The organism is Salinibacterium hongtaonis (assembly GCF_003065485.1).
In the GTDB taxonomy this organism is placed as follows: Bacteria; Actinomycetota; Actinomycetes; order Actinomycetales; family Microbacteriaceae; genus Homoserinimonas; species Homoserinimonas hongtaonis.
This window is the reverse complement of the sequence record NZ_CP026951.1, coordinates 2015835-2036124: the sequence shown is the minus strand read 5'-3', so window position 1 is coordinate 2036124 and position 20290 is coordinate 2015835. Positions and strand designations below refer to the sequence as shown.

Annotated in this window: 20 protein-coding genes; 14 read left to right on the top strand and 6 right to left on the bottom strand. The window is 64.4% G+C overall.

Annotation, left to right across the window (positions count from 1 at the left end; genetic code table 11):
• Window positions 1-52: 52 nt before the first annotated feature.
• From C2138_RS09800 to C2138_RS09790, 3 genes are all read left to right on the top strand, one after another.
• Entirely contained in the window at window positions 53-886 is an 834-nt protein-coding gene (locus C2138_RS09800; RefSeq protein ID WP_108517449.1) for a hypothetical protein, read from the top strand.
• Window positions 887-1100: 214 nt separating this feature from the next.
• Window positions 1101-2546: an MFS transporter gene (locus C2138_RS09795; RefSeq protein ID WP_233245474.1), complete on the top strand. Its 1446-nt coding sequence runs from the start codon at window positions 1101-1103 to the stop codon at window positions 2544-2546.
• A gap of 36 nt (window positions 2547-2582) precedes the next feature.
• On the top strand, window positions 2583-3275 hold the full coding sequence (locus tag C2138_RS09790) for an SOS response-associated peptidase (RefSeq protein WP_108517446.1): 693 nt from the start codon (window positions 2583-2585) through the stop codon (window positions 3273-3275).
• Here the strand turns inward: C2138_RS09790 and C2138_RS09785 are convergent.
• Window positions 3259-3642: a hypothetical protein gene (locus C2138_RS09785; protein WP_108517444.1), complete on the bottom strand. Its 384-nt coding sequence runs from the start codon at window positions 3640-3642 to the stop codon at window positions 3259-3261. The two genes, C2138_RS09790 and C2138_RS09785, sit on opposite strands and share 17 nt — an antisense overlap.
• Window positions 3612-5375 carry a hypothetical protein gene (locus C2138_RS09780; protein ID WP_108517442.1) on the bottom strand — a complete coding sequence of 588 codons (1764 nt, stop codon included), beginning with the start codon at window positions 5373-5375 and terminating at the stop codon, window positions 3612-3614. Before C2138_RS09780 ends, C2138_RS09785 begins: the two co-directional genes overlap by 31 nt.
• Window positions 5376-5729: 354 nt before the next feature.
• On the opposite strand from C2138_RS09780, the gene C2138_RS09775 reads away from it, so the two are divergent.
• The 5 genes from C2138_RS09775 (at window position 5730) to C2138_RS09755 (ending at window position 11196) form a co-directional block, all read left to right on the top strand.
• A complete protein-coding gene (locus C2138_RS09775; RefSeq protein ID WP_108517440.1) occupies window positions 5730-7001 on the top strand; it encodes an MFS transporter in 1272 nt (423 codons plus the stop codon).
• The gene (locus C2138_RS09770) at window positions 7001-8230 is read left to right on the top strand and encodes an alanine racemase (RefSeq protein WP_108517438.1); all 1230 of its coding nucleotides are present in this window, start codon (window positions 7001-7003) and stop codon (window positions 8228-8230) included. The genes C2138_RS09775 and C2138_RS09770 overlap by 1 nt, the downstream gene beginning before the upstream one ends.
• Complete coding sequence (locus C2138_RS09765) at window positions 8227-9570, top strand: D-arabinono-1,4-lactone oxidase (RefSeq protein WP_108517436.1); 1344 nt, start codon at window positions 8227-8229, stop codon at window positions 9568-9570. Before C2138_RS09770 ends, C2138_RS09765 begins: the two co-directional genes overlap by 4 nt.
• Window positions 9571-9723: 153 nt before the next feature.
• On the top strand, window positions 9724-10290 hold the full coding sequence (locus tag C2138_RS09760) for a LemA family protein (protein ID WP_108517434.1): 567 nt from the start codon (window positions 9724-9726) through the stop codon (window positions 10288-10290).
• Between the two features lie 21 nt (window positions 10291-10311).
• The gene (locus tag C2138_RS09755; protein WP_108517432.1) at window positions 10312-11196 is read left to right on the top strand and encodes a M48 family metallopeptidase; all 885 of its coding nucleotides are present in this window, start codon (window positions 10312-10314) and stop codon (window positions 11194-11196) included.
• A gap of 27 nt (window positions 11197-11223) precedes the next feature.
• Here C2138_RS09755 and C2138_RS09750 read toward each other — a convergent pair whose 3' ends face one another.
• Window positions 11224-12489 (bottom strand): winged helix-turn-helix domain-containing protein, encoded by a 1266-nt coding sequence (locus C2138_RS09750; protein ID WP_241961098.1) that lies wholly within the window; start codon window positions 12487-12489, stop codon window positions 11224-11226.
• A gap of 128 nt (window positions 12490-12617) precedes the next feature.
• Between C2138_RS09750 and C2138_RS09745 the strand changes: the two genes are divergently transcribed.
• Window positions 12618-13790 carry an AI-2E family transporter gene (locus C2138_RS09745; RefSeq protein ID WP_108517428.1) on the top strand — a complete coding sequence of 391 codons (1173 nt, stop codon included), beginning with the start codon at window positions 12618-12620 and terminating at the stop codon, window positions 13788-13790.
• Entirely contained in the window at window positions 13787-15052 is a 1266-nt protein-coding gene (gene ilvA, locus C2138_RS09740; protein WP_408640549.1) for a threonine ammonia-lyase, read from the top strand. The genes C2138_RS09745 and ilvA overlap by 4 nt, the downstream gene beginning before the upstream one ends.
• Before the next feature lie 84 nt (window positions 15053-15136).
• Here ilvA and greA read toward each other — a convergent pair whose 3' ends face one another.
• Entirely contained in the window at window positions 15137-15631 is a 495-nt protein-coding gene (greA, locus tag C2138_RS09735; protein ID WP_233245472.1) for a transcription elongation factor GreA, read from the bottom strand.
• 143 nt (window positions 15632-15774) lie between these two features.
• On the bottom strand, window positions 15775-16203 hold the full coding sequence (locus C2138_RS09730) for a DUF4307 domain-containing protein (protein ID WP_108517426.1): 429 nt from the start codon (window positions 16201-16203) through the stop codon (window positions 15775-15777).
• A gap of 48 nt (window positions 16204-16251) precedes the next feature.
• On the opposite strand from C2138_RS09730, the gene mca reads away from it, so the two are divergent.
• Complete coding sequence (mca, locus tag C2138_RS09725; protein ID WP_199286533.1) at window positions 16252-17160, top strand: mycothiol conjugate amidase Mca; 909 nt, start codon at window positions 16252-16254, stop codon at window positions 17158-17160.
• On the top strand, window positions 17157-17450 hold the full coding sequence (locus tag C2138_RS09720) for a hypothetical protein (protein ID WP_108517424.1): 294 nt from the start codon (window positions 17157-17159) through the stop codon (window positions 17448-17450). Before mca ends, C2138_RS09720 begins: the two co-directional genes overlap by 4 nt.
• A 60-nt stretch (window positions 17451-17510) precedes the next feature.
• Here the strand turns inward: C2138_RS09720 and trhA are convergent, their stop codons facing one another.
• Entirely contained in the window at window positions 17511-18257 is a 747-nt protein-coding gene (gene trhA / locus C2138_RS09715; protein WP_108517423.1) for a PAQR family membrane homeostasis protein TrhA, read from the bottom strand.
• Window positions 18258-18342: 85 nt separating this feature from the next.
• Here trhA and C2138_RS09710 point away from each other — a divergent pair, with 85 nt between their 5' ends.
• Window positions 18343-19128, top strand: a complete 786-nt coding sequence (locus tag C2138_RS09710; protein WP_108517421.1) for an isoprenyl transferase — start codon at window positions 18343-18345, stop codon at window positions 19126-19128.
• Window positions 19129-19150: 22 nt separating this feature from the next.
• Window positions 19151-20272, top strand: coding sequence for an aminotransferase class V-fold PLP-dependent enzyme (locus C2138_RS09705; protein WP_108517419.1), 1122 nt, complete (start codon window positions 19151-19153; stop codon window positions 20270-20272).
• Window positions 20273-20290 lie beyond the last annotated feature (18 nt).

The following is a 20290-nucleotide window of genomic DNA, read 5'->3' as shown; positions in this document are numbered from 1 at the left end:
GCGGATTAATTCTCGCGTATGTCATCATGGCTCCACGGATGCGGGGGTCGATGTGGATGAAGGCGACAGGCTCGCAGACTTGCGACGCCAGGTTTATTCGCGCGGTGCACATCCCGATGCCGAGACGGTAGAGCGGCTTCGCCAGCTCACGGAGTCGCAGGATGCTTCGACTCAGCGGGCTGGGGAGCGCGGCGCAGAGCCAGGCAAAGAGTCGGCCGACGTCGAGGCTTGCGCGCCAAACATCCTGTCGTCCGAAGAGGGGCTCGACAGGGACACTGGGTCGGGGCCCATCAGCGCATCGCGCAGGGGAGTCAGCACCATCGCTCTGGTCGCGGTCACCCTGGTGCTCGGCATCGGCGCAGGGGTGGGCATCGGCCTGGGGTTGGCCCCACGGCAGGACGCGATCGCCCCCATGGCGGGCGGATACCTCGGACCCGCTTCGAGCGGCGCACCCAGCGCTTCCGCCGAACCTGACGACGGGGTTGGCGGAATGGGAGAGCCGAAGTATGCGGCGTACTTGCGTTTCGAAGCCCCGCAGACGAGCGCCGACATCTTTCCGACGACGCTGCCGACGACGATCATCGGGGAGTCCACTCGGGTGCTGTTCGGCAGCCTCGAAGGTGAACGGCGAAGGATATTTGTGGCGATGTCACGCGCAGGTAAAACGTGTGTCCTCGCCGCTACGCCACCCGGTGAAGTCGTTTCAGCATGCGTCTCTGAGGAGGAGTTCGCCGTTCACGGCCTGCGACTCGACTGGACGACGACGGTCGACAAGACCGAAGAACTTGGACAGGGAGCTCACGCTCGCCGAACGCATTCAGTGCATTGGCGTGCCAACGGGAAGGCCGAGTACCTATCTTCACCCATCGCTGACGCTGTGCCATAGTCGCCCCTATGACTCATGCCGTCTGACGACGTCTAGAACCGGCTGAGCGGCAGCCGGGGGGCATCGTTCGCTCGGGTCGACCGTGCGCGGCGTCCGGGCTATAGTGGATCCCTGCCCGGTCACATGGCTCGGGGAGGTCGGATGCATTTTCTGCACAGATCCGAGGCTAGAAACCTCCAGCAACGTCGGTATGAGAAGCCTGGAGGTTCCTTCTTTGTCTTTTGTCTCGCGCAGTTCCGCATCCCGCTGGTGGGCCCTCGCCGTCCTCGCCCTTACTCAGCTGGTCGTCGTTCTCGACACCACAATCGTCACGATCGCGTTGCCCCAGGCTCAGACCGAACTCGGCCTGACCGATGGCCAGCGCCAGTGGGTTGTCACGGCTTACGCCCTCGCGTTCGGCGCGCTCCTTCTGCTCGGCGGGCGCATCGCCGACTATTGGGGTCGCAAGCGCACGTTCATGGTGGGGATGATCGGCTTCGGTCTTGCCTCCGCGTGGGGCGGACTTGCCCAGTCCGGCACCGAGCTCATCGTGGCTCGAGGGGTGCAGGGTGCCTTCGCGGCGATGCTTGCCCCCGCCGCGCTCGCGATGGTCACCGTGCTGTTTGCCCACGGTCGTGAGCGCAACCTCGCCTTCGCCATTTTTGGAACGGTCGCGGGAACGGGCGCCGCAATCGGCCTCGTGCTCGGCGGTGTGCTCACGGAATTTGCCAGCTGGCGTTGGTGCCTTCTGGTCAACGTTGTCTTCGTCGCCATCAGCATGATCGGCGGCGCCCTATTGCTCAGCGAGAGCAAAGCAGAGGGCAACAATCGCTACGACATCTGGGGTGCCATCACTGTCACGCTCGGCCTCGGTGCGCTGGTCTACGGCTTCACATTGGCCGAGCACGGCTGGGGCTCGTGGGACACGATCCTGTTCCTGGCGATCGGCGTCGTTCTGCTCACCGTGTTTGTCGTCATCCAGTCGCGGGTGCGCCAGCCACTCCTGCCGCTGCGCGTCATTACTAACTCGGTTCGGGCCGGCGCGTTCCTGATACAGGCGGTCATCGGTGCCGTGATGATCGGCTCGATGCTCTACCTCACCTTCTATTTCCAGCTTGTGCTGGGCATGAGCCCGCTCATTTCGGGCATCGCCAACGTGGCGATGACCGTGGTGGTTTTTGGGTGCACTCCGTTCGTCACGAAGGGGCTCAACTCGTTTGGTCCTCGCCCGCTCATGATCGTGGGACCCCTCGTAACGGCCGCGGGACTCTTCCTGCTCATGGGCGTCACTCCCGACGGCAACTATTTCGTGCAGGTGCTGCCCGCCCTCGTGTTGATGGGCGTTGGACTGTCGATGCTGTTCGTGCCGCTGCAGAATCTCGCCCTCACTGGTGTCTCTCCTGCCGACGCCGGGGTTGCCTCAGCAACGGTCAACTCCGCGTTCCACATCGGTGGATCGATAGGGCTCGCTGTGTTCACGGTGCTCTATTCCACGGCGGCAACCGACGCGCTCGCCGGCGGAGCAGATCAGCTGCTCGCCTTCACGAACGGCTACTCGGCTGCCTTCCTGGCATCGGGGATCGCAATGGTCGTCGCGGCCCTGATTGCGGTCTTCATGATTCGTGGGCCCAGGCACGAGCTCATCCCGAACGGTGATGGGGCTGCGGTTCCGGCGCACTAGGCGCGGATGTCAGCGGCCAGGCGTAGCGTTACGCGCATGTGCGGGCGATTCGCGATGAACAAAGAGACCGACGATCTCATCCAGGAATACGTTGCGCGCGGCGGCGACTTCCGTGACTGGCGGCCGAGCTACAACGTGACTCCGACGACGGTTGTCCCCGTCATCCGGCAGCGCGATGGGGTGAGGGAGATCGCCGGCGTTCGCTGGGGGATCGTTCCACCATCGTCACCGACGTTCGGCGGGGGCAAGCCCATCATCAATGCCCGAGTCGAAACCGTGGCGAGCAACGGCCTGTTTTCGTCGGCATTTGCATCACACCGCTGCATTGTGCCGGCGCTCGGTTACTACGAGTGGCAGGTGACCCCTGATGGCAAGCAGCCTTATTTTGTGCATCGGCCCGGCGGTGGAGACATGATGATGGCGGGAATCATCCGGCCATGGCTCGACCGTTCGCTCCCCAAGGACGACCCTGCACGGTGGCACCTTTCCATGGCGATCGTGACCCGCGACGCGCATGTTGCCCCCGGCGAGGTGCACGACCGCATGCCGTCGTTCCTCACCCCGGAGAGCGTTGACGATTGGCTCGGTGACCACCTCAGCGTTGACAATGCGCTCCGCATGCTTGAGCTCACATCGCTCGAGGTGGCGAACGATCTCGACTTCTATGCGGTGTCGCGTCAGGTGAACAGCGTGCGCAATGATGGCCCGCAGCTCATCGAAGCGGTCTGACCCGATTCGGCTCTGACGCGGGACGGGCGACAAAGCTGAAGTAGGCCCACCCGCCGATGCAGAGCGCGGCGACTCCGCCGGCCATCATGAGAAGAGTGCCGAGGGGGAAGCGTGCAGATGCCCCGCCCAGGAGCACCCCGAAGGCGATAGTCGCCACGACAAACGCGATGCCGAACCATGCCCAGCGATGCCACTCGTAGACGACTCGTCCGGGTAGCCCGCCGACCGGAGCGAGCAGCATCACAGCCGAGCCAAGACCGACCAGGCACAGTGCCGCGAAGAACTCGCTAAAGAGTGAAAGCCAGAATCCCACAACGGGTCCGATGGCGAGGTAACTCAGCCACCCCGCGAGCCCGAGCGCGAGCACGGTTCCCCCTGAATGAGCCCCACGATCGCCCTTTTGTGCACGGCCGCCGTGGGGTCGGGGCGCATGCCGATGAGCGTGCCAGTAACCAGGGGAGGGGAGAGCCCGATGAGTCGCGACACAAGTCCCGAGACGATCGCGGCAGCAAAGAGCAATCCGCGGAACCGAAACTGGGTATCAACGCGCTGCCAGGCAGAGCCGATGCGGGTGGCAACGGCCACGCCGACCACGTTGATCAGAGCGAGAGCGCCGGCGATTGCGACCGCGAGACGCAGGTACCGCACCTCTCCGCTCACCCCGCCAGCGACGACCATAAAAGCCACGGTCACCGCGAATGGAAGGCTCATCGCGAGCCAGGGGGTCCACCAGCCGGGAGCTGTTGCATCCGCCGCATTCGCTGGGAAGGCGGCCGGCGTCTCCCGCACCGTGTTGCGGCCTGTGATCTGGCCGAATGGCCACCGAATGCGCCCCCGCAGGGTTGATGCGAGCAGCCGCAGAGGCAGCGCGACCAGCAGTATCGCCACGAGAGCGAGCAGGGGGGCGCGCCACCAGTTGCCGCGTTCGATGCTCTCGTGAAGGCCGGGTATGCCGGAGCTGAAGTCGGTCGGGGTGCCCCAGTTAGCCAGAGCCTCCGCCAGCGGGCTGCCTGCCTCCGGCAGCGGCCAGGGGCTCTCAGATGCTGGCGGATAGCTCGCCGGCGGCGCGCTCGGCTGGGCCGACGGCGAAGGTTCTGTTGTGGGTGATGGCGTCGGCGTGAGCGTTTGCGCTGGGGCGGCCGGTCCTACAGAGAACCGGACGATGGCGCTGGGGTCGCTGTAGTTGTTGGCCTGGTCGCGCTGCACGGCACGCGCGGTTTGCGAGCCGCTCGTTGTTCCGGATCCGCCAGCACATCCCCACTCCCCGCCGCTCACAACGGCGGCGCACACGGGAACCCCGCCCAGATATACGTCTACCGTTGCCCCGTTTTCGCCGGTGCCCCGAAAGTTGGCTGGCAGCCGGGTTACTCGGCTGTTGTCGGAGGGCTGAAGAATTACGGGTGGTTCGGGGCGTTGGGTATCGAACGCGATGGTTCTGCTCGTCAGGGCGGAGCTGGATCCGGCGCCGATGGCCGGGTGCGATTGCTGCGCTGATACCGGGTGCGAGCCCGTCGCTGGTTTCGCGCCCGCGGCGCTGAGCGGGGTGCACGACCAGTATCCGCTCGCCGCAACGCGAACCGCGCACGTTGTTCCGGCGACCGAGACCGTGACGGTGGAATCGGGGTGCCCAGATCCCGTCACATATCCGGGCGTCGGGCTGACCTCGTCGAGCAGGGGTGGGCCGAGCACGGCGAGGGTGATGGTTGCGTCGTTGGTCGTGCCGTCGGCCAGAGACTCAACGGCCGCGATGACGGCGGCAGCAGTGTTGGGCAGCGAGGGGACGAGGCATTCCCAGGCGAGGTCGACGGCAACGACCGTCGTGCAGGCGGTTGACCCGGCAAGCGACACGGTAACCGTGTTGCCCGCCTCGGTTCCCTGACCAGAGACGACGACCCGGTTGCGATCGATGAAGGCTCCATCGGCGGGCTCAGCGATCAGGGGTGCAGCGGCGGCAAGGGCAGGGGCCACCGCGTTCGCGGATGGGGTGGGCTCCTGTGCGACAGCGGCGAGAGGGGCGAAGATCCCCGCAATGGGGGCGAGTAGAACAATGGCGGCGAGGGCTGACCGTCCCCTCCCACCACGCGCTGGGCGCCGGGGCATGAGTCGGAGAGACCGCGCACCGGGGGTCGGCGTAGCGGCTCTTCTGCGGGGTGGCGTGGAAATCACCGGCACTCTTCTGGGACGAGCCCGTGCGCTGCGGCAAAGGGCAGGGTTTTAGGGCAGTTGCGGCGGGTTGGCGGGGTCTCGGTGGGCAAATGCGGGTGATCGGGCGGAGTTCTGCGGCTGTAGACAGACTTGTCAATCTCTCAATATACGCGACGTCGCCGCGGCGCGGGGCCGACGGGCCGCATCCGGGCCGGATCTCATCCTCCAGGGGGATGCCCTCATCCTGATGGTTGACAGCGGTGCCGCCGCGGAACACAGTTGACCAGGCCACGACGGGGGAGACCGCGCATGACAACCACAACGGCGTCTGAGACGGCAGCGTTCGCGGAGCCGACCCGCGCGGTAACCGGCGGCTGGATCGCTCTGTTTGCCACGGCATGGCTGGGCGTATGGATGGCGCAACTCACGCCGATCCAGCTGCTCTTGCCGGTCCAGGTCGAGGCGCAACTCAACTCCGACAACTGGGTAGACGGGGTCGTGGCGTTCGGCATCATCTCAGGCATCGCTGGGCTGTGCGCGGTGGTGGCATATCCGCTCGCCGGTGCGCTCTCCGACCGCACGACGTCGCGCTTCGGCCGTCGCCGTCCGTGGATTCTCGGCGGAGCCGTTCTCTTCGCCGTTGCCCTGCTGCTGCTCGGGACGCAAACCACGCTCGTGGGGATCGGAGTGTGCTGGGCGCTCGCGCTCAGCGGCTTCTGCACCCTCACGGCGGCCCTTACCGCAACCATCTCCGACCAGGTTCCGGTCAATCAGAGGGGCCTTGTCTCCGGGTGGATGTCGGCGCCGCAGGCGGTCGGAACCATTCTTGGCCTCGTGCTCGTGACAGAGCTCTTTGTCGGGCAATTCTTCGGCTACGCCGCAATGGCAGTGCTGCTGCTCGTATTGGTGCTGCCGTTCGTTATCGTTGTGCCCGACCGCGTGCTCGACCCAGCGCAGAGGCCGCCGCTCACGGCGCGCACCCTGGTTCAGGGGTTCTGGATCAGCCCGCGGCAGCATCCTGATTTCGGCTGGACTCTCCTCAGCCGAGTGCTCGTGAACCTGGGCAATGCCTTCGGCACATCGTTGCTGCTGTACTTCTTGGCCTTCGGGCTTGGCCTGGGAATTGTGGATGCGGAGGGCAGCCTCATAGTGCTGACGCTCGTCTACATGGTCTTTGTGATCGTGGCATCCCTCGCTTTCGGCCGGCTCAGCGATCGGCTTGGCCGTCGGCGACTGTTCGTGATTGTCGCCGCGAGCCTCCAAGCGGTTGCCGCTCTGCTTCTCGCGCTGGTGCCAGACCTTACGGTCGCGATGGTCGCAGCGGGGCTGCTGGGGCTCGGATACGGTACCTTCCTCAGTGTCGATCAGGCGCTCGCAACTCAGGTCTTGCCCGACGCTCACACCCGCGGAAAGGACCTCGGAATCATGAATGTTGCGTGGGCAGTGCCGCAGGCAATCGCACCGCTGCTCGGAGCGGGCGTTGTCTCGTGGCTCGTCGGGTTTCAGGGACTCTTCCTACTGGCGGCGGCGACGGCAATCCTGGGCGCTCTCGCCGTGCTGCCCATCAAAGGAGTTCGCTGATGTCCATCACGCTCGGGGTCGGCGCGGAGCACTGGCACACGACATCCGCATATTGGGAGTCGCTTAATCAGGCGACGGCAGACCTCGATCCGCCGTTCGGCACGGTGTCGCTCGCGGCGCTGGCGCACAATGCGGATGCGATGGTGCGCAGGGCAGGCGGCACCCCTATTCGCGTAGCCAGCAAATCGGTGCGGGTGCGCGCAGTGCTCGAGGCTGTTCTCGCACGCCCCGGCTATCGCGGCGTGCTCGCCTACACCTTGGCCGAGGCGCTGTGGTTGGCGCAGACGATCGACGATGTTGTGGTCGGATATCCCACGGTCGACCGGCCCGCCCTGCGGCAGCTTGCGGCAGACCCCCTGCTGGCCTCTCGCGTGACCCTTATGGTCGACTCCGTCGCCCATCTCGACTTCATCGATTCGGTCGTGGGGCCGTCGCAGCGCGCCCGTCTTCGCCTGTGTCTCGAACTGGATGCGTCGTGGAACTCACGGCTTCTCGGCCATATCGGCACCTGGCGTTCGCCCGTGTATACGGCGGCGGCGGCGCGGCAACTGGCCCGGCTCATCGTCGACCGACCCGGCTTCGAGCTCGTGGGCATGATGGCGTATGAGGGGCAGATCGCCGGAATGGGTGACCAGCCCGTCGGGCGTCCCCTCTATGGGGCGGCACTGAGGCGCATTCAGGCGCAGTCGATGGCGGAGCTGGCGGAGCGCAGAGCCGAAGCCGTCGCCGGTGTGCGCGAGGTGGCCGATCTCGAGTTCGTCAACGGTGGAGGCACCGGTTCGCTCGAGTCGACAGCGGCCGAGGCTGCGGTCACCGAGGTGGCTGCGGGCAGTGGCCTCTTCGGCCCGCATCTGTTCGACCACTACTCCCGGTTTAGTCCGGCTCCCGCCGCCGCATTCGCCCTGCCCGTCGTTCGCCGCCCGACCGCGCACACCGCCACATTGTTGGGGGGCGGGTGGATCGCATCCGGCCCTCCCGGTGTGGACCGATTGCCGCGCATCGCGTGGCCATCCGGTCTTCGCATGGTCTCAAGGGAGATGGCAGGCGAGGTGCAGACCCCCGTAGTGGGTGCGGCGGCCGAGAATCTCGCCATTGGGGACCGGGTGTGGCTGAGGCACACGAAGGCGGGAGAACTGAGCGAGCATCTCAATGAGTTCGCCATCGTCGATAACGGCACCATCGTCGACATGGTGCCCACCTACCGGGGAGAGGGCGCAGCATTTCTATGACCAGCCACACCACGATCGCGCCTGCTGGGCTACACCGAGGCAAACGGTGGACCAACTGGGGCCGCGTCGAATCGATCACCCCCGTATTCGTTGCCCGCCCAACCACCGTTGACGAGGTGGTCGCGGCGGTTATCGCCGCTCGAGAGCGCGGCCTGGCAATCAAGGCGATCGGAGCGAGTCACAGTTTTACTGCCATCGCCGCGGCTCCCGGAGTGATGCTCGATCTCGCTGGTCTGGAGGGCCTCATCTCGGCCGACCGCAGCACGGGCCGCGTTCGCCTCGCCGCTGGAACCAATCTGCACCAGTTGCCAGCGATTCTCGGCCCCCTCGGGCTCGCCCTGCAAAACATGGGCGACATTGATCGTCAGACCATCGCAGGCGCCACCTCGACGGGCACTCACGGAACCGGGGCAGCGTTTGGCGGCTTGGCGACCCAGGTTGTTGGCCTTACCCTCGTCACGGCCGATGGCAGCATCCTCACGATCGACGAGGAGACGAACCCCGAGCTTCTGCCGGCTGCTCGCCTCGGGCTCGGCGCCCTCGGCATCATCGTGGACATAACGCTTCAGTGTGTTGCCTCATTTGTCTTGGATGCTCGCGAGAAACCCGAGCCGTTCGATGCGGTTGTCGACAACTTTGAGGCGCGCGCCACCGCGGTCGACCACTTTGAGTTCTACTGGTTTCCGCACACCACCACGGTTCTGACCAAGACCAACATTCGGCTGCCGGCAGAGGCCCAGACCCGTCCGTTGGGCAGCATGCGGCGCTGGGTCGACGACTCCCTCATGGCCAACGGGCTCTTTGCCGTGACCTGCACAGCGGGCCGGGCGATTCCGTCGGCGATTCCGTCCATCAACCGCATCGCCACAAGACTCACGGGTGATCGGGAGTTTTCGGATGCTTCGCCGCAGGTTTTCGTGAGCCAGCGTTCCGTGCGCTTTCGTGAGATGGAATACGCGATCCCGCGGGAGGCCGTGCCGGTTGCGCTGCGCGAGATCAGAGACCTGATCGCGGCCAAAGGCTGGCGCATCTCCTTTCCCATCGAGGTGAGGGTTGCGGCGGCGGACGACAATTGGCTCTCGACGGCCTTCGAACGTGAGAGTGGCTACATCGCGATTCACCGTTACTTTCGCGAGGACCACAGGGAGTACTTCCGCGCCGTCGAGGCGATTATGCGCGCCCACGGCGGGCGACCGCACTGGGGCAAGATCCACTTTCGCGAGGCTTCGTCGCTGCGCGAGGAATACCCGCGGTTCGACGACTTTCTCGCGGTGCGTGACCGGCTCGATCCCGACCGCGCTTTCGCCAATCCCTACTTGGACCGCGTTCTCGGGCCGTAACCGATCCCCCGTCGCCCGTCTTGGGGGCGCCCGTATTCGAGGCGGCTCCCCAGCCGCGCTTCGTTATAGTTATCGAGAATACGGCCCCGACCCTATTCGCCCTCAGCCCCTGCGGGGAGGGCCGCGCGCACAGTACTCAAGAGGAGCACGGCAATGGAACTACTCATCGTCATCGGCATCATCGTTCTACTCGTCGTGGTGGTGGGTATCTACCTCTGGGCCACCTACAACGGCCTGGTCACGCTCAACGTTCGCGTTGACGAAGCGTGGAGCGACATCACGGTGCAGCTCAAGCGGCGTGCCGACCTGCTGCCGAACCTCATTGAGACGGTCAAGGGCTACGCTGCCCACGAAAAGGGTGTGTTCGAGGCCGTGACCAAGGCTCGTGCCGAGTCGCTCAGCGCCGGCAGCCCCCACGAGGCAGCCGAAGCCGAGAACCACATGCAGTCTGCCCTCAAGAGCATCTTCGCCGTGGCGGAGGCCTACCCCCAGCTCCAGGCCAGCCAGAACTACCTGCAGCTGCAGGGTGAGCTCGTCGACACAGAAGACAAGATCCAGGCTGCACGTCGCTTCTACAACGGCGGAGTTCGCGAACTCAACACCAAGATCAAGGTCTTCCCCAACACCCTCTTCGTGCGCGGGCTCGGCTTCTCGGAGCGCGAGTTCTTCGAGGTTTCCGACTCGGCGGCCATCGCTGAGCCGCCGCGCGTTCAGTTCTAACCGCGCGGAGGCAGCGACTAGATGTATCGCGCGATAGCTAAGAACAAACGCAACACCGTTTTCATCATCCTCATTTTTCTCATCATCATCGCCGGGCTCGGCTTTGTGGCGAACTACATGTGGGGCGGCGGTTCCTGGGGAATCTTCATCGGCACCATCGTCGGCGCGCTTGTTTACGTGGCGATTCAATATTTCGCCGCTGGCAAGCAGGCGGTCGCGCTCAGCGGCGGTCGGCAGATCACCAAGGCAGATGACCCGCGGCTTTACCGCACGGTCGAAAACCTGGCCATCACCAACGGCATGCCGATGCCCAAGGTCTATATCGTCGATGATCCGGCGCCCAACGCCTTCGCCACTGGTCGCGACCCCGAGCACGCGATCGTTGCGGCGACGACGGGACTGCTGGCGATCATGGATGATTCCGAGCTCGAGGGCGTTATGGCTCACGAGATGGGCCACGTCAAGAACTACGACATTCGCGTCACCACAATCGTCTTCGGGCTTGTCGTAGCAATCGGATTCCTCGCGGACATCCTGCTGCGGATGTCGTTCTTTGGTGGCAATCGCAATAACAACAACAGCAACCCGATCATGCTGATCGTCGGCATCGCTGCGATGATCCTCGCCCCGCTGGCGGCGACGCTCGTGCAGGCTGCGGTGTCGCGGGAACGCGAATATCTGGCGGATGCTACGGGTGCCATGACCACGCGGCATCCAGAAGCGCTCGCCAGCGCCCTGCAGAAGCTCGGGGAGTATGGCCGACCCATGAAGCGACAGAACACGTCGATGGCGCACATGTGGATCAGCGACCCCACCAAACCCGGAATCGTTGACCGGCTGTTCTCGACGCACCCTCCGCTGCCCGAGCGCATCAAGCGCCTTCGCACGATCGGCGGGGGCTTCTAGCCTCGCGCCTTCACGGCGTCGGCGCACTCAGATCGGGGATACCCCAAGTTCACCGGCGAGTGCGTCGGCGAGCGTGCCTCGCTTGACTACCTCGATGCCGCCGAGGCCCTGCCACTGCGCCGTCCTGCGCAGCAGGGGCGCGAGCCGCTCAACGGTGCCGGCGGGTGCTCCGGGCTCCGCCCATGCAGATTGCACTCGCAGTACCCCGGCCTGCCGATCGCTCTTGAGATCCACCCTCCCCACGAGACGGTCGTCGATAAGCAGGGGCAGGCTGTAATAGCCAAATATGCGCTGGGGAGCCGGGGTATAGATTTCGATGCGGTAGTGGAATCCGAACAGCCGCTCTGTGCGCTTGCGATCCCATACGAGAGGGTCGAAGGGCGAGAGAAGCGCCGTCGCCGTAGCTCGTCTCGGCACCACCGCGTCACGGTGCATCCAGGCAGCAAGCGGCCGCGATGCCCTCTGCCATCCTTCGACCAGTGTCGGCACGAGCACGCCTTCGTCTTCGAGGGTGCGGATCGCGGCCACGGTGTCGGCCGAGCGCATTCGAAAGTAGTCGGCGAAGTCGGATGCGGTTCCCACTCCGAGCGCGCGGGCTGCCTGTGCAACTAGGCGCCGCTGTGCCTCGGCTTCGGGAATGTCGGCGTGCTGGATTGCGGGGGGTAACACCTGCCCGGGCAGTGCGTAGACCCGCTCGAAGCGCGACCGCCCCCCGCTGACCAGGTCTCCCCACCGAAAGAGGTACTCGAGCCCGTGCTTGACGTCCGACCAGCCCCACCACGGCCCGGTGCGTTTGTTGGCGTCGTGCTCAATCTGGCTCGCAGGCAGGGGCCCCTTCTCCGCGATCTCCGCGAGCAGCCATTCCAACATCTGCGGGTTGCTGCGTGCCCAGCCGTGGGGGGAGGATAGGTCTTTTGCTCGGAGTCGCTCCATTCGCCACCGCATGAGGGGCCACGACTCGACGGGAATGATTGCCGCCTCGTGCGCCCAGTACTCGATATGGGTTCCGCCCCCGGTGAACGTGATGCGGTCGAGGATCTTCTTGTCGTACGCGCCGAGGCGTGAATAGAGCGGGAGGTAGTGGCTGCGCTCGAAGACGTTGACGGAGTCGAGCTGCACGAGACCGATTCGGTCGATGAGGCCACGCAAGCGTCGCGAACTTGCTCCAGCACGGGGTGCGGAACCAGCCGCAGGCTCTGCAACAACGCCGCTGCTCTGCGGCGTGCTGGCGAGAGCCTGCGCGCCAAGCGCGAGGCGTCGCGCCTCGGGCAGCGAGAGAGATTGTCGTGGCATCGCCTCGACCATATCCCTGGGCTCCGACATTGCGAGCCTCTCGTGCTCGCCCGCTGGGGAGCCGCGTGTAGATTCCACCTTCGGAATATATGAATGATTGTGGCGGCAGCCACGCATAGACTGACGTGATGATATTCGGCAAGGGCAAGGCCTCATCAACCGATGTCGCGCGTACTCGCGTAGACGATTCGTTGCCAACGGGCGTGCGCATTGCCGGTGCGTGGTCGTGGCGCATTCTTGCAATCACTGGCGTGCTGGCCATCTTCGTGTTCTTGATCATGGAACTGCGCATCGTGGTTGTGCCCCTCATGATCGCCACGTTGCTCAGTGCGCTTCTCGTGCCGTTGACGCAGTTTCTCGTTCGGCATCGCTGGCCGCGGTGGCTCGCTATCGTCACCACCCTCACCGCCCTCATCACGGTAATCGGTGGTCTGGTCGTGCTCGTGGTGTGGCAGATCCGAGTCGGATGGCCCGATCTGAGGGATCAGTCGCTCGTTGCGTGGGAGGGCTTAAAAGACTTTCTCTTGCAGTCGCCGCTGCACCTGACTGAAGATCAGATCACGCAGTACGGTGAGGAGCTTTGGACGACGATCCAGCGCGATAGCGAGGTCTGGGTTAGCGGAGCGCTATCGATCGGCTCGTCGGCGGGTCATTTTGTCGCTGGCCTATTCCTGGTGATTTTCGCGACGATCATCATGCTCATCGATGGCCGAGGCATCTGGAACTGGGTCGTCCGCCTCTTTCCTCAGAAGGCTCGTGCGGCCGTCAATGGTTCCGGTCTCGCGGGCTGGGGCACGCTGACCAACTTCGTCAAGGTGCAGATCTTCGTGGCGGCCATCGACGCGGTCGGCATCGGGCTGGGGGCAGCGATCCTCCAGCTTCCGCTCGTCGTGCCGATTGCGATCGCGGTGTTCCTGGGGTCGTTTGTGCCCATCATCGGCGCGGTGATCACGGGTGCGCTCGCGGTATTCATCGCCCTCATTTACAAAGACATCGTCATTGCGCTCATCATGCTGGGCATTGTGCTTCTCGTGCAGCAGGTCGAGAGCCACATTCTGCAGCCCCTCATTATGGGCAACGCCGTCAAGGTTCATCCGCTGGCCGTCGTGCTAGCCGTCGCTGGCGGCAGCTACCTCGCCGGCATTCCCGGGGCGCTGTTCGCCGTTCCCGTCATCGCAACCCTTAACGTGATGGTCGGATACATCGCGAGGGGTCGATGGCGACTGCCGCCGGGGCAAGCGAATCCCAATGAGTTCGGACGCCCGGTAATTACAGATTCGAAACGCAAGGACAGGGCATGACCGATATCACGGTTCCGGAGGTCGACATGGCGACCGCAGTGCCGGGGCCGACGCTCCACGATTTCGAAGAGGCGCGGGTGCGTGTTGCCCGAGTCGCGCAGCTGACCCCGATGGAGAGTTCCCGCTACCTCGCGGACCTTGTCGGCGCACCAGTGCACCTCAAGTGCGAGTCGCTTCAGCGCACGGGGTCGTACAAGATTCGCGGTGCCTACAATCGGCTTTCGCAACTGAGCCCCGAAGAGCGGGCCAGGGGAGTCGTTGCAGCTTCGGCCGGTAACCATGCCCAGGGCGTCGCCTTCGCAGCGCGGGAGCTCGGCATCAAGGCCACGATCTTCATGCCAGTAGGGGTTGCCCTGCCCAAGCTGCAGGCCACGCGCCAGTATGGTGCCGAGGTCATTCTCCGAGGCCACACGGTAGAGGAGCCGCTCCGGGCTGCCGCTGAGTTCGCACAGGCCACAGGCGCCGTGCTCATCCCACCGTTCGACCATGCCGATGTTATTGCGGGGCAGGGAACGCTCGGGCTCGAGATCCTCGATCAGGTCCCCGATATCGAAACCGTCATCGTGCCCATCGGCGGCGGAGGGCTCGCAGCCGGCGTTGCGAGTGCGCTTCATCAGAAGCTCGCCCTGCAGGGCCGCCGCATCCGCGTGATCGGCGTGCAGGCAGCGGGTGCCGCCCCATATCCGCTTTCGCTTCAGAGCGGTGTGCGACAGAGCGTCGTGACCTCGCCGACCATTGCGGACGGAATCGCCGTCGCCACCCCCGGTGAGCTGAACTTCGAGATAATCCGGTCGATCGTGGATGAGGTCGTGACCGTCACCGACGACGACATCGCGCGGGCACTGCTTGTTCTGCTGGAGCGGGCCAAGCTTGTGGTCGAGCCTGCGGGAGCCGCGGCCGTGGCCGCCATCGTCACGGGCCAGGTGGTCAACTCCGGAGTTACGGTGGCCATTCTCAGCGGCGGCAATATCGATCCACAGGTCATGGAGCGGGTTATCTCCCGCGGCCTGGCGGCATCCGATCGCTATGTCAAGCTCCGGGTCATGCTGCCTGACCGCCCCGGTCAGTTGGCGCGCATCGCTGAACTTATCAGCGAGGCCAATGCCAACGTGGTCGAGGTTATGCATACTCGTCATGGCCGCAACGCCCTCATCAGCGAGGTCGAGCTTGATATGAGCATCGAGACCCGCGGCCCTGAGCACGTGCAGAGAGTTCTCGAGCGGCTGCGCGAGGCGGGATACGATCCCCGCATCGATAGCTAGATCCGCTCAAGAAGTTAGACAAAGAACGGGCCCGCCGAGTGCAAACCTTGGCGGGCCCGTTCTTTTTTCGGATGCTGTGGTGCGCTATGCGCGGTAAGGCTCGACCTTGTCGATTTGCACCGTGATCTCGCGCCCGTTCGGCGCGATGTACGTAGCGGTATCGCCTGCCTTGAGGCCCAGGATGGCCTCGCCCAGGGGGCTTGCCTCGCTGTAGACATCGAGCTCGTCGGGGTCAGTCTCATCCACGATCTCGCGGCTGCCGAGCAAGAAGACCTCTTCATCGCCCTGCACGCGAGCGGTGACGACGGTGCCCGACGAGATCACCCCTTCTGCCGCAGGCGTGCCGACCTTGGCGTGGCGCAGCAGCTCGGTGAGCACGCGGATGCGCGCCTCGATCTTGCCCTGCTCCTCTTTCGCAGCGTGATATCCGCCGTTCTCCTTGAGGTCGCCCTCTTCTCGCGCAGCTTCAATCTTCTTCGCGATCTCGGTGCGGCCTTCGCCCGTAAGCAGCTCGAGCTCTGCCTTGCGGCGGTCGTAAGCCTCTTGGGTCAACCAGGTTTCGGTGATCTGCCCAGACACGATGTACTCCTCAAAAGAAAGGGGACCGTTCGCAACTCAGCGGTTGAGGGAGAACGGTCCACGCTCCGCGATTCCGCAGTACGGAGTCGCATAAACGAATGAGACCGGCCATGTCGGCCGATCTCGTGATCGAATTCGTCAGTCTAGGTCAGCCAACAGCTGTGGAGCAACCCTGTGACGCCCGGTTCGATGCTTCTCACGTTTTCGGTGAAGGTTCGCGTATAGGTATCGGATGCCGGAATCTCTACGACCTTCCAGCCGACAATTGCGTGGAGATCGTTCTGAACCTGCAATGCGCAGGCCACGTCCGTACCCGGAGTCACCGAAAGTTCAAAGCTCACGCGCACGGTCGAGTCATCGACGATCGCGTGACCGATGTCGCGTGTCTCGATCGTCGCGGAGGTGCCGTCGAAGGCCACCCACGCAACCCACGCCACAAAGACGAGGACGACCGCGATCGCGGCCGACCATCCGATAGTTTTCTGCCGGGCCCGCACGCTGGGCGTGCGTCCGTAGCGAGCGTCGAGGTCGGTCGGCTGGGTGCCTTCCGTCCTACTGTCTGCGCTTGTCACCGTCTCCCCTTACGCTTGTCTTAAGACTATTCGCATATAAGGAGCTCCGTGACCAGGCGGCTGTTGGCTGTACACGCTCACCCCGACGACGAGTCGAGCAAGGGCGCCGCGACCGCTGCCTACTATCGCAGTCAGGGCGCGCAGGTCATGGTCGTTAGCTGCACGAGCGGCGAGCGTGGCGACGTGCTCTACGAAGGGCTCACTCCTCGCGCTATGGCCGACAGGGATATGGCCGGCCACCGCCGCCAAGAGATGCAGCGCGCACAGCAGATTCTCGGGGTCGACCACCGGTGGCTCGGCTACGCGGATTCGGGGCTGCCCCCAGAGGGCGAACCTCTGCCGATCAACTCGTTCGCAACGATTCCGCTCGAGCACTCCGGTGCCGTGCTCACCCGCATCATCCGCGAGTTTCGCCCCCAGGTCGTCACCACCTACGACGAGAACGGCGGCTATCCGCATCCTGACCACATCCGCACCCATGAGGTCACGATGTTTGCGGTCGAGGCTGCAGCGGATGCCAGCCGGTTCCCTGAGGCAGGCGAACCATGGCAGGTGCAGAAGGTCTACTACGACCGCGGCTTCAACGTGAGCCGCATCGAGGCGATCGGCCAGGAACTCATCGCTCGCGACCCTGAGTCACCCTTGGTTGCCGAGTTCGAACGCATGCGAGAGTGGATGGGCGCACGGCCAGACACCGCGACGACCCATGTGCCGTGCGGCGAATTTTTTGAGGCCCGGGATGCCGCGCTTCTCGCGCACGCGAGCCAGGTTCCGCCGGATAGCTCATTCTTCTTTTGGCCCATCGACTTGCAGCGCGCCGCCTGGCCATACGAGGACTTCGAACTGGTCGTCTCGCATGTGCCCACCACTATTCCCGAGGACGATCTGTTCGCCGGGATTGAGCTCGACACCGAGCACACCGAACTCGACACAGAAAATGGGGAGGTGGGCGCGTGAGCGCACTACTTCATGGCGCCATCGCCGCTATCGTCACCGCGGCTTCGGCCGTGCGATTTGCCAAGGATGAGCCCGATTTCGACCCGAACACGGTGACCCCCGGGGTCATCGGCTTTTTCGCGATCTTTCTGATCGCTGCCGTGACGGTGCTCATTGTGCTCGACATGAACCGTCGTGTCCGCCGCACCCGCTACCGCGAAGAAGTGCGCGACAAGCTTGCCGCGGAGCGCGCGGATGGCCAGACCGGTGCCGGAACCGGACCCGAGGACGAGACGCCGCCGAGCGCCTAACCGCGCCGAGCGCTTAACTGCGCCGGGCCGCCGGGCGGCGTCCCGGAGGTACCTGCCTCGTTATGTGACGGGGTTGGTGGCGATGATGAAGATCGCCGCCCAGTGGCACAGGAACGCGATCAGGGTGAGCGAGTGGAATATCTCGTGGAAGCCGAAGACGCCCGGGATGGGATTGGGGCGCTTGGTGCCATACGCGACCGCGCCGACGGTGTAGCAGAGCCCTCCGACGATGATCAGCGTCATCATGGTGGCGTCCGCGGCGAAGAAGTCGCCCATAAACATGACGGCGGCCCATCCCAGGACCACGTACAACGGCACGTAGAGCCAGCGCGGTGCTCCGATCCAAAAGACTCTGAATCCGATGCCGATCAGGGCTCCGCCCCACACGAGCGAGAGAAGAAGCACCGCCTTGTCTTCGGGCAGAGCGAGCACCGTGATGGGGGTGTACGACCCAGCGATGAGCAAGAAGATGTTGGCATGGTCGAAGCGCTTGAGCAGCATTTTGGTGCGGTCGCTCCAGTTGAAGCGGTGATAGAGCGCGGAGATGCCAAACAGCAACATTGACGAGGCGATGAACACGGCCGATGACACTTTGGCCGCGGTGCCGTCGGCGAAGACGAGCAGGACGATGCCCAAAATGATCGTTAGAGGGAACGTCGCTGCGTGGATCCACCCGCGCCAGGTCGGCTTGACCTCGTCATGCTGCTCGAGGTCATCCTCAAGGACGGGGATGTTGGGAAGATCGGGCTCGTCGACGTTCTCGTTCACAGTGGAATCGTTAGGAAGATCGGGGCGCGACATCGTCATGGCGAGATTCTAGAGGTGCACGGCAGCGGATCGCTGTGAGAGGTTTCCTGCTGACTTGCGGGCACCGTGGGCTAGCGTATACCCCGTGCAAAAACGGGAAGTGTCACTGGGCCGCGGCCTCCTTTATGACGTGTACCAGAAGCGCATCCGTCGGTGGCTCAGCCGACAGGAACTGCCCAAGCATGTCGCGATGATTCTCGACGGCAACCGGCGTTGGGCTCGGCAGCGCTCGCTCGGTGCCGTCGCGCACGGTCACCGGGCAGGGGCCGCTAAGTTTCGGGAGTTTCTCGTCTGGTGCGACGATCTCGGCATCGAAGTTGCAACCCTGTACCTGCTTTCCACCGACAACCTCACCGGTCGACGCGAGGACGAGCTCGACGGGCTGTTCGAGATCATCGCCGACCTCGCCGAAGACCTCTCGCACTACCGCAACTGGCGGGTGCAGCATGTGGGATCAACCGAAGGGCTGCCCGAGCCTCTCGTGGAGGCGCTGAGGGCGGCTGAGCGCCGTACAGAGGGCAACACAGGGCTTCATATCAACCTTGCGGTCGGCTACGGCGGCAGGCGAGAGATTGTGGATGCGATGCGCAGCATCGTGCGCGATCACGACAGCAAGGGCGGCACCCTCGAAGCCCTCGCCGAAATTCTTACGCCGGAGCTCATCGGCAACCATTTGTACACGGGGGGACAACCCGATCCCGACCTGGTTATCCGCACGTCGGGGGAGCAGCGCTTGAGCGATTTCATGCTCTGGCAAAGCGCCCACAGTGAGTTCTACTTCGTCGAGGCGCTAGGCCCCGATCTGCGTGAGGTGGACTTCTTGCGCGCACTCCGCGACTACGCGACGCGCCATCGGCGCTTCGGTTCCTGATCCTCTCCGTAAGGAGCACCCCATGACAACGCTTGACGAGTTCGCAGCAGACTTCGGCGAAGACGCCGGATACCTCGATTTCGCTCGCCTCGGCCCCGTATCCGGTGCCGTTCTTGCCGAAGAGCGAATGATGGGCGAGTTCTCGTTCCGTTCGCGATTTGCCAGCATCGACCTGGCTGAAGAGCATGGGGAACGGGCGCTCGGGGCAGTGGCAGAGCTCACCGGATTCCGTGCCGATCAAGTTGTGTTCCAGCCCGATACCAGCACGGGCCTTATGCACGCGCTCTTCGGTCTAGAGGGCACCATCGCCTTGTCACCCTTGGAATATCCCAGCATGCGGTTTGCCGCAGCCAGAGCGGAGCGGGCCCTCGGCAGGCTCTCCACGGTGTGGCTTGAACCCGAGTATGGCCGCATCATGCCGGGCACCCTGCGCGAGCAGCTCACGGATGACGTCACGGCCGTCGCGGTGAGCCTCGTCGATCACCGCACGGGCTTTCTCACCGACCTCGAGGGCGTGCGCCAGGTGATCGGCGACCGACTGCTTGTTGTCGATGCTGTTCAGGGCGTCGGCGTGGTTGACGCGCCCCTGGAGGTCGCCGATGTTGTCGCCTGTGGTGGTCAGAAGTGGCTCAGAGCGGGCAGAGGAACGGGCTTTCTGGCGCTCAGCGACCGGGCCGTCGAACAGCTCGATCCCGTTCTCTCAGGGTGGAGGGGTGCGCCAGGCACTGAGGTGCCCGAGGACGTCCCGGAGCCTCCGCAGGAAGCGTCCTCCTTCAGCATGGCAAAGCCCGCGCCTAACGCTCAGGCCCGGTTGGCGGCGGCCGTAGAAGCCGTCAGCGCGGTCGGCGTTGACGTGATTAGCGATGCCGTTTCAGACGCTCTGGACCGAGCACTGTCGATCGTGGATGAGTTCGGCATGACGGTGGTTTCGCCCCGCAATCGTTCCGAGCGTGCCGGCATCATCGTGGTTGAACCGCAGCCAGACCAGCTGACCCTGCTCGCCGCAGCGTTCTACAACCACGGCGTTTCGGTGACGACTCGGGAGGGCACCGTGCGACTGAGCGTGCATGTTTCTACGACGGATCAGACGTTCGGGATGCTGCGAGAATCGCTCGCAGAATTCGCCAGTACCAGCACGCTCTGACCGGAGAATCGCGTAACA